11 protein-coding genes are annotated in these 13948 nt (G+C 41.4%); 7 read left to right on the forward strand and 4 right to left on the reverse strand.

Annotation, left to right across the window (positions count from 1 at the left end):
- Positions 1-16: 16 nt before the first annotated feature.
- Positions 17-1708 carry a SulP family inorganic anion transporter gene (locus J8L97_RS10990; protein WP_211049659.1) on the forward strand — a complete coding sequence of 564 codons (1692 nt, stop codon included), beginning with the start codon at positions 17-19 and terminating at the stop codon, positions 1706-1708.
- Here the strand turns inward: J8L97_RS10990 and J8L97_RS10995 are convergent.
- The gene (locus tag J8L97_RS10995) at positions 1632-2531 is read right to left on the reverse strand and encodes a LysR family transcriptional regulator (protein WP_211049662.1); all 900 of its coding nucleotides are present in this window, start codon (positions 2529-2531) and stop codon (positions 1632-1634) included. The two genes, J8L97_RS10990 and J8L97_RS10995, sit on opposite strands and share 77 nt — an antisense overlap.
- Positions 2532-2628: 97 nt before the next feature.
- Here J8L97_RS10995 and J8L97_RS11000 point away from each other — a divergent pair, with 97 nt between their 5' ends.
- From J8L97_RS11000 to J8L97_RS11010, 3 genes are all read left to right on the forward strand, one after another.
- Positions 2629-3750, forward strand: a complete 1122-nt coding sequence (locus J8L97_RS11000) for an S-(hydroxymethyl)glutathione dehydrogenase/class III alcohol dehydrogenase (protein ID WP_211049667.1) — start codon at positions 2629-2631, stop codon at positions 3748-3750.
- An 8-nt stretch (positions 3751-3758) separates the two neighbouring features.
- The gene (gene fghA / locus J8L97_RS11005) at positions 3759-4601 is read left to right on the forward strand and encodes an S-formylglutathione hydrolase (protein ID WP_312037151.1); all 843 of its coding nucleotides are present in this window, start codon (positions 3759-3761) and stop codon (positions 4599-4601) included.
- A 194-nt stretch (positions 4602-4795) separates the two neighbouring features.
- Positions 4796-6766, forward strand: coding sequence for a choline BCCT transporter BetT (locus J8L97_RS11010; RefSeq protein ID WP_211049672.1), 1971 nt, complete (start codon positions 4796-4798; stop codon positions 6764-6766).
- An 83-nt stretch (positions 6767-6849) separates the two neighbouring features.
- Here J8L97_RS11010 and J8L97_RS11015 read toward each other — a convergent pair whose 3' ends face one another.
- Entirely contained in the window at positions 6850-8748 is a 1899-nt protein-coding gene (locus J8L97_RS11015; RefSeq protein ID WP_211049675.1) for a beta-ketoacyl synthase, read from the reverse strand.
- Positions 8749-8864: 116 nt separating this feature from the next.
- Between J8L97_RS11015 and J8L97_RS11020 the strand changes: the two genes are divergently transcribed.
- From J8L97_RS11020 to J8L97_RS11030, 3 genes are all read left to right on the forward strand, one after another.
- Entirely contained in the window at positions 8865-9857 is a 993-nt protein-coding gene (locus tag J8L97_RS11020; protein ID WP_211049679.1) for a GlxA family transcriptional regulator, read from the forward strand.
- A gap of 223 nt (positions 9858-10080) precedes the next feature.
- Positions 10081-11736: an alpha/beta fold hydrolase gene (locus J8L97_RS11025; protein WP_211049682.1), complete on the forward strand. Its 1656-nt coding sequence runs from the start codon at positions 10081-10083 to the stop codon at positions 11734-11736.
- Between the two features lie 202 nt (positions 11737-11938).
- A complete protein-coding gene (locus J8L97_RS11030) occupies positions 11939-12754 on the forward strand; it encodes an ion transporter (RefSeq protein WP_211049685.1) in 816 nt (271 codons plus the stop codon).
- A 93-nt stretch (positions 12755-12847) separates the two neighbouring features.
- Here the strand turns inward: J8L97_RS11030 and J8L97_RS11035 are convergent, their stop codons facing one another.
- Complete coding sequence (locus J8L97_RS11035; protein WP_247688641.1) at positions 12848-13720, reverse strand: acyltransferase; 873 nt, start codon at positions 13718-13720, stop codon at positions 12848-12850.
- The gene (locus J8L97_RS23510; protein WP_247688642.1) at positions 13720-13890 is read right to left on the reverse strand and encodes a hypothetical protein; all 171 of its coding nucleotides are present in this window, start codon (positions 13888-13890) and stop codon (positions 13720-13722) included. The genes J8L97_RS11035 and J8L97_RS23510 overlap by 1 nt, the downstream gene beginning before the upstream one ends.
- Between the last annotated feature and the right edge of the window lie 58 nt (positions 13891-13948).

Below are 13948 nucleotides of genomic sequence, written 5' to 3' on the forward strand. Positions count from 1 at the left end.
GCGGTATGGAAGTCCAATGTTGTCTTTATCTCGATTTAAGCACATGAATTTAAAGGGAGATTTATTCGGTGGTGTTACCACTGCGATAATTTCTCTACCTCTGGCATTAGCATTTGGTGTCGCCTCTGGTGCTGGCGCCGAAGCTGGTATGTGGGGGGCAATCCTCGTAGGCCTATTTGCTGCTCTATTTGGCGGCTCTACTTCCCTGATCTCTGAACCAACAGGTCCGATGACGGTTATTATGACCGCGGTCCTCACCACCATGATGGCCACCTATCCTGAAAACGGCTTAGCAATGGGGTTCACTGTTGTTATGATGGCCGGTGCATTTCAAATACTACTCGGTACACTCAAACTGGGGAAGTATGTGACATTAATGCCATACAGTGTCATTTCAGGATTTATGTCTGGTATTGGCGTCATATTAATTATTTTACAGTTAGCGCCATTATTGGGCCATAAAGCGCCAATGGGCGGTGTGATAGGCACCCTTGAAGCATTACCAAGTTTACTATTAGACTTACATTTCTCCGAATTATTTCTTGGCATATTAACGTTAGGTATTCTGTTTTACTTACCGCAGAAATACCGTCAATATGTGCCAGCTCAGTTGGTTGCTCTTGTTGCTATTACTTTAGTGTCAATTATCTTATTTGATACTGACAGCATCCGTAGAATTGGCGAAATTCCTAGCGGGTTGCCCTCTATTGTGTGGCCAACTTTTACCGCAGACTTATTTACCGAAATGGTCATCGATGCGTTGGTCTTAGGTACATTAGGCTGCATTGATACCCTGTTAACCGCTGTTATCGGCGATAGCTTAACACGTACCGAACACGACTCAGATAAAGAGCTGCGTGGTCAAGGTATTGCAAATATGATATCTGGATTATTTGGAGCACTCCCTGGTGCAGGTGCTACAATGGGTACCGTGGTTAATGTGCAAGTTGGTGCGCGCTCTCCACTTGCAGGAATATTTCGTGCGTTAATTTTAATGGCTGTTGTCTTCGTTGCCGGTAGTTTAACCGAACCCATTCCAATGGCAGTACTTGCTGGTATTGCCGTGTACGTCGGTTTTAATATCTTAGATTGGAGTTTTATTCAACGCGCCCATAAGCTCAGTCTAATGCAAATGGCCATCATGTACGGTGTAATGTTATTAACGGTATTCGTTGATTTGATAGTCGCTGTAGGCCTTGGCGTGTTTATATCCAACATTCTGGTGATCGAGCGCTTAAGCCAAGTACAAGCCGAGCAAGTAAAGGCCATTAGCGATACCGATGACGATGTGCCAATGACCGATATAGAGCGTAACTTGTTTGAACAAGCTAAAGGGCAACTGCTGTACTTTTACCTCTCAGGTCCCATGATATTTAGCGTCTCTAAGGCCATTGCGCGTCAACATCGCGATATTAATAAATATCAGGCGATGGTACTTGATTTAAGCGATGTTGCTATGCTTGATGTCACCGTAAGCTTGGCGCTTGAGAATGCAATAAAAGATGCACTAGATGCCAATTGTAAAGTATTTATTTTCTCACCAAACAAAGAGACCTGCGACCGCCTTCACCGATTCAACATTCGTGAAAAGCTCGGTAGCGATGCTTTTTGTAATAGCCGCGAAGATGCGCTCAATCAAGCGCTATCTTCGATGGATTTTGAGCATCAAAATGCGCAACCAAATAATCCAACAACAAGCGTAAGCTAGTTGGCATGTATTGTCTGGGCGGATATACCGCCCAGATCCCTTCACTTTTAGGCTTAAAGCTTGGAAGTATTTCAATTAATTGTTGATTCTCTAAAGCTTTTTCTACGTAATAATGCGGTAATTGGACTAACCCCAAGCCTTTACATGCCGCATCAAGCAGAGCCCACCCACTGTTACAGCTCAATGGTCCTGTCACTTTAATATTGCGCTCTTTATTCTTATCAAAAAAACGCCAATAGCTGCTATTACCGACTAAGCACATATGTTCAGCCAACTCATTTAGACTATGGGGTTGCCCATGGCGATTTAAATACTCGGGTGAAGCGCACACCAAAGTATTTCGCCACGAAAGTCGCCGCGCTTTTAAGCATGAATCTTTTAAGTGACCCAAGCGAATCGCAATATCAAAACCCATCGCAACCAAATCTAGTTGCTCATTTGACAATAGCATTTCAACTTTTACTTTGGGATAAATCGCCATAAAATCGTGGACTATTGGCATAATATAATGTTCGCCAAACATCACTGGGGCTGTTAATTTAAGTGTGCCTGTTGGTTGTTGATCTCTTTGCCGCAATGCTAAAGTGGCATCATCATATGCGTGCTGCAAATGTCTCGCATGGGTTAAAAATACCTCACCTTCTTGTGTCAGTGCCAGTTTTCGAGTCGTTCTTGTCAGTAACTGATGATCTAATTGCTGCTCCAGCTCTTTTACCCGCCGACTCACTTGTGCAACAGACGTATCTAACACTTTAGCCGCTTGAGTAAACGAACCGCTTGTTGCCACCGCAACAAATTCATCAATACCAATCCATCTATCCATTATTACAAATCTGTAAAAGTATTTTTTATAATTAGAGATTATCAAAAATAATAAAGTAATTATACTGTTTACAAAATCAAAGTAGATGGAAGTAATTATGTCAGAGTTTATTAAATCTAAAGCCGCTATTGCCTGGGGCCCTGGTCAGCCACTGAGTATTGAAGAAGTGGATGTTATGATGCCTAAAGCGGGTGAAGTGTTAGTTAAAATTATGGCTACTGGTGTATGCCACACCGACGCATTTACCTTATCAGGCGAAGACCCTGAAGGCATATTCCCAGCAATTCTAGGCCATGAAGGCGCTGGCGTTGTCGAGGCCATAGGGGACGGTGTGACCAGTGTTGCCATTGGTGACCATGTCATCCCACTATATACACCCGAATGTGGTGAATGTAAATTCTGTACATCAGGTAAAACCAATTTATGTCAGAAAATCCGTGAAACACAAGGTAAAGGCTTAATGCCTGACGGTACAACTCGCTTTTTTAAAGATGGTGAACCTATTTATCATTACATGGGCACATCCACCTTCTCTGAGTTTACAGTGTTACCCGAGATTTCATTAGCGAAGGTCAACCCTGAGGCACCGCTAGAAGAAATTTGTTTGCTTGGCTGTGGTGTCACTACTGGGATGGGGGCGGTCATGAATACTGCCAAAGTACAAAATGGTGATACAGTTGCAATTTTCGGCCTAGGTGGTATTGGCTTATCTGCCATCATTGGTGCAACAATGGCCGGCGCAAAACGTATCATTGGTGTCGACATCAATGAAGACAAATTTGAACTTGCCACCAAACTTGGTGCGACCGATCTGATTAACCCTAAAAACTACGATAAGCCGATTCAAGAAGTCATTGTAGAAATGACTGATGGCGGCGTTGATTTCTCATTTGAATGTATCGGCAACGTTGATGTAATGCGCTCAGCACTAGAGTGTTGCCATAAAGGTTGGGGCGAATCTGTCGTTATTGGTGTTGCTGGAGCTGGCAAAGAAATTTCAACTCGCCCCTTCCAGCTTGTCACTGGCCGTGTCTGGCGTGGTAGCGCATTCGGTGGTGTCAAAGGTCGTTCTGAGTTACCTGAAATTGTTGAACGCTATATGGCAGGTGAATTCAAACTTGATGATTTCATCACGCATACCATGAAGCTGGAAGGGATCAACGATGCTTTTGATTTAATGCATGAAGGCAAGAGCATTCGTTCAGTCATCCACTTTTAGAGGGATAAATTATGGAACTAGTCGCCAGCAATAAAGTGGTTGGTGGCTGGCATAAGCGATATCGCCACGCCAGCCAAACAACGCAATGTGATATGACCTTTGCTATATTTTTGCCGGAAATTGTAAATTCAGGTAAACAGGTCCCTGTTTTATATTGGTTGTCAGGATTAACCTGTACAGATGAAAACTTTATGCAAAAAGCGGGGGCGTTTAAAGTTGCCAATGAGCTCGGTATCGCGATTGTCGCGCCAGATACCAGCCCCAGAGGCGATTTAGTGCCAGATGATAAGGATGCAGCATACGATTTTGGTTTGGGTGCTGGATTTTATGTCAATGCGACACAAGTCCCTTATGATACCCATTACCAAATGTATGATTACGTGGTTAAAGAACTCCCAAGTCTCATTGAAAACCACTTTCCCGTCAATGAACATCGTGCGATCAGTGGTCATTCGATGGGGGGTCATGGCGCATTAACATTAGGGCTAAAAAATACAACTCGTTACAGTAGTATTTCTGCTTTTAGCCCTATCGTTCACCCGTCAGCATGCCCTTGGGGTGTAAAAGCGTTCACTGGTTACTTAGGGAATGATAAAGCTCAATGGCAAAACCATGATGCGGTTTTGTTAATTAAAAACAAGCAATATGAACAACCAATTCCGGTGCTAGTTAGTCAAGGAACCAGTGATAACTTTTTGGAAGAACAATTGCAGCCTTGGCATTTACAAAAAGTAGCCGCAGATCAAAATTACCCGCTGCACCTAGAAATGTGTGATGGATATGATCACAGCTATTTCTTTATTACCAGTTATATTGAACAACACCTTAGGTTTCACGCAAAGCACTTTTAATCTAAATCGAAAATAAGAGCATTTCTTCACAATGCTCTTATTTTATGAATTTCAAATTGCGCCAATTTACTCCCTCAAATATTTTTTATTAATATCTGTGCTATTATATAAGTCCTTTTATCTTAAAGATTTATGCTTCTTTAGACTCTGTCATTTAGCTTCAGAGTCTGTCAGTAATACACATGGGGAACACTATGTCAGAGCATGACGTCAAAGCAAAGTTGAATCCACCGGTTTTCTACTGCGCGTCAGGTTTGATCATTCTACTGGTCATCTTTACGGCATTTATGCCAAAAACCGCCGATACCTTATTCCAATCTCTACAAGCCAGTATTGTCCATACCGCGAGCTGGTTTTATGTTCTTACGGTCGCCATTATTCTCATTACCGTGGCGTATTTAGGCCTATCTAGGTTTGGTAATATAAAACTCGGACCAGATCACTCAACCCCCGATTATAGCCACACAACATGGTTTGCCATGCTGTTTTCCGCAGGTATGGGGATTGGTCTGATGTTTTTCGGCGTTGCCGAACCTGTTATGCACTTCCTTTCACCGCCAGTGGCGGAATCTGGCAGTGTTGAGGCTGCACGAGAAGCCATGAAAATAACCTTCTTTCACTGGGGCCTGCACGCATGGGCTATTTATGCCATTGTTGCGCTTATCCTCGCATTTTTTAGCTACCGCCACGGTTTACCATTAACACTTCGCTCGGCACTTTATCCCCTAATCGGTGATAAGATTTATGGCCCAATTGGCCATGCTGTTGATATTTTTGCGGTAATCGGCACAGTATTCGGTGTTGCTACTTCTTTAGGTTACGGCGTCTTACAAGTGAATTCCGGCCTAAACTACTTGTTTGATGTGCCCGTTGGCCTGACAACTCAAGTCGTATTAATTGCCGTTGTCACTGGTTTAGCCATTCTGTCAGTCACCACGGGTCTAGATAAAGGGATCCGTCGCTTGTCAGAGCTTAATATGGGCTTAGCTGTTCTCATGCTGTTGTTTGTGCTGATATTGGGCCCAACGATTTATCTATTACAAGCGTTTGTACAAAATGTGGGGGCATATACAGCTGACATTGTTCGCAATACCTTTAATTTATTCGCCTATGAAAAAACCGAGTGGTTAGGCGGCTGGACAATCTTATATTGGGGTTGGTGGATGTCATGGGCCCCCTTTGTTGGGCTCTTTATTGCTCGAGTATCTCGTGGTCGAACTATTCGTGAGTTTGCTATGGGTGTCTTGTTCATCCCTACAGGTTTCACACTCATGTGGATGACCTTCTTTGGTAACTCAGCCATCGATTTAATCATAAATAAAGGCGTCACCAGTTTGGGCGATGCTGTCTCAAAAGACGTAGCAGTGTCTATTTTTGTATTTCTAGAACAATTCCCTATGTCGGGTGTACTGTCATTTGTTGCAACGTTAATGGTCATTATATTTTTCGTGACCTCATCTGATTCGGGTTCAATGGTTGTAGACATGTTGTGTTCAAATGGTAATGACAATACACCAATTTGGCAGCGAATCTATTGGGCTGGTGGCGAAGGCGTTGTTGCGGCTGTACTGCTCATTGCTGGTGGCTTAGGCGCATTGCAGACGATGACAATCGCCAGTGCCCTTCCCTTTGCTGTTATTTTACTCATCGCGACATGGGGCTTAATTAAAGCACTCAGAGTGGATGTTGCAAAACGCGAAAGTTTACAGCTTAACACCGCTCAGTTAACGCCTGCCAATGGCAATACCGCAACAAGTTGGCAAGAGCGACTCGGTAACATCGTTGACTTCCCAAGTAAGCCCAATGTTAATAAGTTCATTAATAATACAGCCCTCTCCGCTGTTAATTCAGTCGCTAGTGAATTGAAACAACACAATATTGAAACTCAAATAGAGCAAGATGAGAAACTTGGTCGTATTAGTTTATTAGTGCTACTGGGCGAAGAACTTGACTTCAAGTACGAAGTGCGTCGCAGGGCATCTGATAAACCTAGCTACATAGAAGAAGACGATGATGATAGCGAAGATAAATATTATCGTGCAGAGGTGCATTTACGCGAAGGTGGGCAAGATTACGATATAATGGGTTGGTCAAAAGAGGCTGTTATCAATGACATTTTAGACCAGTACCATAAACACATGCACTTTTTACATACAGTACGCTAATTTCGTAGGATTATTGATCTTCAACATGCAAAAAGGCGCTCATTATGAGCGCCCTGCTTTGCTTAACATAGTTATTTAAAGCGTTACTTTAAATCACCATATTGATTACTTACAGTGAGCTTTACAGCCTTGCTAAAGCCTGGCAGCGTTAATTTATCCGCTTCAATCTTCAGCGCTGTTTCATCAAGCATTCCATTTCCAAACTTATAAATAAGGTCATATTGACCAAGATCTGCAGCCTGTTGATATTGCGCTTGCACTGTGTTTGTTTGTATTACTTTATCGCTATAACGTGCCCAGATACTGTCATCATATCGCTTACTTAATAGCTTTTTAGTCAAAGTCGGCGAAAATACAGTTGCCGTAGCATTGTTTCCACCAAACCCTTTTGAATTGACAAATGCAATATCCATGGGGTCACACTCATAATGCGCATTACGAATATCTAAATGTGTGGCATGCACATCTTCTGCAACTTTATTTATTGTGGTAATGCCTGGCATAATATTATGACTAAACACCCCTAACGCCATTGCTAATTGATCGCCACTTGCAGGGGCTATTGTGTGGCCAACAAACGCTTTTGGTGCCGCAAGCTTCCAACCATTAATAGAAAACGCTTCGGCTACTTTGTGATAAATCAAAGACTCAGTCACACGATTTTGCGGGGTACTTGAGCCGTGAGCCAAAATAAAGCTTCGCTCTCTTAGTGCTTCTGAACCTGCAATTTGCTCTGCCAAAGCAACCGATTTAGCCATTGTAATGTAGTTACCCGGTCCTGGCGCAGTAATCGATTTTTTTACGCCATCAGCATTAACAAATACGTCAACAACCGATCCCATAATGTCAGCACCAAGTTCCAGTGCCAGTGCGTCATCCATTAAAATAACGACTTGTGCGCCTTCACCAATTGTAAAACCACAATTATCTCCAAATGGACGACTGGTTCTACGATGATCAACTGTGTCAGTGTTATCTAATTTACGCAAACCTTCTTCATTTGCTAACGCCCCCATCGTACCAAATCCTTCGATAACTTCTGGTGTGAGCGCACATTCAACACTGGCAACAACCGCAACACGCGTTCGTCCTGCTTGAATATCATTCACGGCAGCACGCAAATTATACAAGAATGTTGCACAGGCCCCTGATGCTGTAAATGTTGTCCCCACGCTGCCAGTAACATAAGCATTAATAAAATCAGTCGACATCGTATTTAATCCCAGTGCCAACTGCTTGGTGCTTACTCGCTCACCTTTCATGCGACTACGAACTAAGCCCCCAAACCCCTCATCATTCATTTGTCCTGCAATTGACCCTGAATACGTACCGACTTTATCGGGTTCAACACTATCCATCACCGTTTGCCAATCAAGTCCTGTTGAGCGAATTGCATCCGTTGCCGCAAAAATAGTTGCCTGTAGCCCCCGAGGTTGATAACGACTGTTATACATGATCGCAGGGTCAAATCCGGTAGGAAATTGACCCGCAGCTTTAATTGGATTATCTCTATAGCTATCATGCTTAACATCAAGTTGATCGGGAACAATTACGTTAGCGGTCTTTTTATCAACTTCAGTTACTTGCCATGATGTTGGGATAGGGTTTGGTAAATCTTTAATACGACAAGTAAAACTGAGACCATCATCACTATTCGCTTTCATTGCCAATTTTTGCTGCCAATGTGTTGCATCAACATCAAAGTGATTCTTTTCTATTTTTCGGATCAATGTACCCGCTTTGATTTGCTCTCCGAGTACTGCCTCAATGTCGCTAACAACAATGACATCACCGTTAGACGTCACGAGTTGCTCATTTTCATACTTAACTAAGTTCATTAAAGTCGCTAAACCTAGAAATGTTTCTTGCCGCGCTTTTTGGTCTAGCTTGTCTAAAACAATACGTCTGAACCCTTGATGAAAAGATGTTCGGCCTGATGCGTTAATACCGCCCATACCTACGATAATTGGTAATGCTGTCATAATATTCTTGTCTTAATAACCGCTAATGACTTGATTCTAGTTGGAAGAGAATAAAAAATTTTATAATATAAGACAAATAAAGTGCAATACTCGCCAAAACAAAGTGGTCAGTCCAGATGAAACAACCGATAAATATCGCTTTTACACTATATGAACATATGTTGTTCACAAGTGTCACACTTCCTGCCGAAATGCTCCGAGCTGGTGAAGCCTATGCGAAGCGGCATTTAGGGCCAAAATTTAGACCATTGAAGCTCAATTGGCTTGCACAATATAATACCGCAATTGAAAATAATTTAGGGATGCAGCTCAGTCCAAATGGTGATTTAAATATGCTCGCTGAACAAGATTATGTCATTGTGCCAAGTATTTGGCGTAACCCAAGACCAGTGCTTCGGCGTCACAATGACATTGCGATACAACTTGCCTTAACTTGGCAACAAGGTGGAACCATTATTGGTGTCGGTACTGGAGTATGCTTTTTAGCTGAGTCCGGACTGTTGAACAACCACCCTGCAACAACCCACTGGCATTACGCTACACAATTTGAACGGAATTATCCGCAAGTAAACTTAAAGCCTGATTTTTTCATTACACAGTCCGAACGTATTTACACCGTTGCCAGTCTTAATGCTTTAGCTGATATCATTGTGCATTTAATTTCACAACTCTATGGTGTTGCTGCAGCCAATCACGTACAGCAAAACTTCTCTCATGAAATTCGAAAACCCTATGAAGAACAACGTTATTTAGAAGGAGCCGTTGATAAACATCCCGATGAACAAATCGCTGCTATTCAATTTTGGCTCAAACACAATTTCGCCAACGACATACTCTTAGCCAACGTAGCCAAACAATTTGATATGAGTTATCGAACCTTCAATCGTCGTTTTAAAGCAGCCACAGGACAAACTGCAGCTGATTATTTACAGGTTTTAAGGCTAGAAAATGCCAAAGAGCTGCTCGCAAATAGCAACCTTTCAATTCAAGACGTGGCAATGTCGGTTGGATTTAATGCACAAGGACTATTAACACGCGTGTTCAAAACTCGGCTACAACAAACCCCGAGTGAATATAGAAAAATAGTAAGAAAAAAATTATTCTTCTAAGTTGATTATCAAGCTATTGCATTGGTTGACTTATATGCTGACCACGCCAACGAAATTTACTATAGCCATGATTCTAAACATATTTACATTTACTCGATGGTGTGTGTTTTTACGTCTCAATAGTTGATTCTGTAACCAACCGGTTGGTGTCTCCTGTTATTTTTCGAGGTAATTACCGTTATATGTAGGTAACTTAATTACAACGTGAATAGGAAGGAATACCATGACACGACTGCTAACAGTACTCTCTACTTTAGGCGTGATAAGTGCGTTTAACACCTGGGCAAGTCCACTAGAAACAGCGAGCTATAGCCCATATATTGACTTTGAGTGGGGCAACTGCCCGACCCAGTTTCAAAGTTACGATGACAGAAACCAATGCAGCTTAGCTGAAGTACCGTTAGATTGGGATGCACCCAATGGTAAGAAAATTGATGTACTCGTTTCTAAATATCCCGCTAAATCAGGTAATAGCCAAGGTCAGATTTGGTTTTTACAAGGCGGTCCTGGTGCCTCTGCAAGCTTCTATGTCAAAGAGTTTGAAACCAATCTTAATCACTTCACTCAAGACTATGACCTTTATGTCATTGAACATCGTGGTGTTGGGTGGTCAACACATTTAGCGTGTACAACTCAACCCTCCGCTGATTACGCGGAGTATTCACAAGCCTGCTTTGACGAGCTCCACCAGCAATGGGGTGAAGGCCTGTACAAGTTTACCACTACCTCTGCTGCAAAAGATCTTGATTATATGATCTCTAAAAGTAAAACGATTGATTGGCTGCCCAGTTACGTTTATGGCGCTTCATACGGTACGTTGTGGGCACAAAGGTTTAGTCAAATCGCACCGACAGGCGCACAAGGGATCATTTTAGACTCGGTTGTACCGAGTGAAAAATTTGGCCTTGATTCATGGGATGAAAACTTCAATAATATTTTCGCTGATATGTTTTCATATTGCCAAAACGATGACTTTTGTCGCTCACAATTAAACCTCAACTCACTCGATGAACTTAAAATGTTAGTCAACAAGGTTTATTCAGGTCAACACTGCCCAGCGACAAATTTTAAACGCTTTGAACTGCAAGCCATCTCCTTGATTGCATTAAGTCGCTCTGTTGAGCAGATACTCATTCCTATGTACCACAGACTAGCTCGATGTAACACGAATGATGTGATTGCACTCAATAACTTACATCGCTTTATGTTTACCGGTACAGGCAAGCAGTTTATTGAATTGGCTGCCAAAGACCCATTTGACTCTTCCCCAATCGTATCGAAACTTATCGTACAAAATGAAATCAACTACAACGAGCGTGATATTCATACAAAACTTGAATATTGTAAGGATGCAATTTCATGTATTCCAGAATATATTCTTTATCAAAGACATATTGATAAACAAATGTGGGGAAATCGCTATATCGACCCCTATGCCTACCAGCCAACACAGCACTATATGCCAACATTGGTGCTCAATGGTGATTTAGACCCACAAACACCCCATTACTATATTCCGATTGTCCAAAGTGCCTTTACCAGCAGTAATCAGCGCTATGTTGAATTACCAGAAACAGAGCATGGTGTGATCTTTGTGTCACATAGTACCAAGGAAAATGCCAATACCTGTGGCGTAGACATTATGCAAAGCTTTATCCGTAACCTATGGTCAAAACCAGACACCAGTTGTATTAATGATCTTAAAGGCCTGAACTTCGAAGCGCCACAATTTGAAAGCCAAGTCCTCTTTGGTAGCTCAGAGCCATTTAACGCTAAAGCGATAACGCAATCCTTGCCTGAGCTAAACATATTAAAGCGTAGCAACCCTAGTGCCTATCTGCATGCACGCGATACACTCTTAAGATTGGCTGATTTTTAATTTAATAAACCACCCGACCATCATACGCTCATCTAACAATATGGTTAGATGAGCTCAATAACTTGAGTCTTAAATATTTACCCACCCGAATATTGAAACACCACCTGTAACACTTTTAACAAAAATCATATCTACTGTTGCAACTCAACTAGGATATAATCATGCAGCGTTTAACCCATACTACTGAACAAACTGGCAGCATATGTACGAAACTATTAAATTAAATCTGAATAACCTAAAAAACAACAAAATATTTGAGCTCACCGTTGTTGCTGTGATCATCATTTCCGCATTAGAGATTGGCGCAAAAACTTTTTCACTACCCAATACAGCAATTTCAATCACCCACGTACTCGATATTTTTATCACACTCTTCTTTCTCTTTGAGATTTCTGTCCGCTTTATTGCTGATGACGATAAAAAGCGGTTTTTCAAAAAGGGCTGGAATATTTTTGACACGCTCGTGGTGGCTATCAGTCTAGTCCCTATCAACGACAGTGAAATGGCGTTACTGGCAAGATTGATCAGGGTATTCCGTGTACTCCGAATGGTGTCAGTGGTCCCCGAGTTAAGAATTCTTATAAATTCATTGATAAAGGCACTACCGCAATTGGGGTATGTGATTTTATTGATGTTCATCATTTTCTACATTTACGCTGCAATTGGCAGTTTTATATTCAATGAAATAAACCCTAAGCTATGGGGTGATATTGCGATATCCATGTTAACGCTGTTCAGAATAATGACATTCGAAGACTGGACTGATATTCAGTATGAAACAATGGAAGTCTATCCAATGTCTTGGGTATTTTATTTATCCTTCATCTTTTTTACCGCGTTCGCATTTTTAAATATGGTCATCGGCATTGTGGTCAATGTGATGGAAGATGAGCGAGCAAAAATGCGTCAAGAAAAAGAATCAGCTAAAAACATCCCCACGATAGAAGACCTACATAGTGAAATTAAGGAACTGAAAAAGCTGATCCAACAGCAATCCATGAATCACAAAGATACTTAGATAAACGAATGCAAAGAGCGCAGGTGTACACCTCGCTCTTTTTGCAATCATAGCTTGGGAGCACACTTCGCTGTCGACATAAAAATGTACTGCTTAACTCGCCATATTGCCTTTAGGGCGGTTAATACTCTTTCTTATTCGAATTGCCAATGGTTTCTCAAAGTATCGATATGATACATAGGCCGCACAGATACTTAATACTAAAGACACCAATAATTTCATTTCCACCGATAATGTAAATTGATTCACTTTTACAATAATGGGCATATGCAATAAATATAATGAGTAAGATATTTTCCCCAAAAAATCCCCCAATTTATTTACTAACACTATATTGTTATTCGGAACCAAAAAGACAATACAAAAAAACACCGTGCTCATCACAAACAAAACTTCATAGCTCAGCCACATTCTTCTTTTTGCGTCAGAGGAAACAAATGAAAACTCAGGATACATTAGTGGAATTAGGCCTAGAACCAGTATAAAACCATGTTTTCTTAAATAACCTGGAACCTTAAAGGAGTGATAATGCATGCCGAAAATCACTCCAACGAAAAAGTAAGGCAAAGATCTCAAAACGTTAAAAAAATTATAGGGGATCTCATAGACCTCGCCATACCACCTTGGAAAGTTGGTAAGAAATAATAAAACCATTACCCCAACGATAAATGCATAAATATATCCACTTCTTTGTTTCGCGAAAAACCAAAAGATCAAAAAAATGAAATAAAACTGAATTTCTGCGGGTATTGACCAAAATACACTTTCACCATAAACCAGGAGCAAATGGCCTAATAACGAATTGAAGTCCGGTATGCTGTATAAACTATCATTACCGGATAAAGTTAGAAAATACGCGCTAAGGACAACCACAAAATATAGCGGTAATACCCGCGCAAAGCGCGCTAATAAATAGTGCTGGATATTTGACTTTGTAAAAGTCTTATTTAAATACAAATAAGACATCAAAAAACCACTAAGTAAAAAAACAGCATAACACCATATGCACCAGAGCCTCCACCTAATGCCCCATCAAGCCAATGCGTTATATCACTAAAGTGGGTAAAAAATACAATCAGTGCTGCGAGTCCTCGAAGCGTATTTAATTTCCTGATCTGCATATCTGATATCTTCAAACGGTAATCCTCCCATTTTTAATAGCCATCAAAAATAGAGAGTTAAGCTACAGCCAAA

Source organism: Pseudoalteromonas sp. MMG012 (genome assembly GCF_018100875.1).
Classification (GTDB): Bacteria; Pseudomonadota; Gammaproteobacteria; order Enterobacterales; family Alteromonadaceae; genus Pseudoalteromonas; species Pseudoalteromonas aurantia.

Excerpts from the sequence above, each read along its gene's own strand:
- J8L97_RS10990 (WP_211049659.1), top strand. The coding sequence starts at position 17 with ATGTTGTCTTTATCTCGATTTAAGCACATGAATTTAAAGGGAGATTTA.
- J8L97_RS10995 (WP_211049662.1), bottom strand. The coding sequence starts at position 2,531 with ATGGATAGATGGATTGGTATTGATGAATTTGTTGCGGTGGCAACAAGC.
- J8L97_RS11000 (WP_211049667.1), top strand. The coding sequence starts at position 2,629 with ATGTCAGAGTTTATTAAATCTAAAGCCGCTATTGCCTGGGGCCCTGGT.
- J8L97_RS11010 (WP_211049672.1), top strand. The coding sequence starts at position 4,796 with ATGTCAGAGCATGACGTCAAAGCAAAGTTGAATCCACCGGTTTTCTAC.
- J8L97_RS11015 (WP_211049675.1), bottom strand. The coding sequence starts at position 8,748 with ATGACAGCATTACCAATTATCGTAGGTATGGGCGGTATTAACGCATCA.
- J8L97_RS11020 (WP_211049679.1), top strand. The coding sequence starts at position 8,865 with ATGAAACAACCGATAAATATCGCTTTTACACTATATGAACATATGTTG.
- J8L97_RS11025 (WP_211049682.1), top strand. The coding sequence starts at position 10,081 with ATGACACGACTGCTAACAGTACTCTCTACTTTAGGCGTGATAAGTGCG.
- J8L97_RS11030 (WP_211049685.1), top strand. The coding sequence starts at position 11,939 with ATGTACGAAACTATTAAATTAAATCTGAATAACCTAAAAAACAACAAA.
- J8L97_RS11035 (WP_247688641.1), bottom strand. The coding sequence starts at position 13,720 with ATGTCTTATTTGTATTTAAATAAGACTTTTACAAAGTCAAATATCCAG.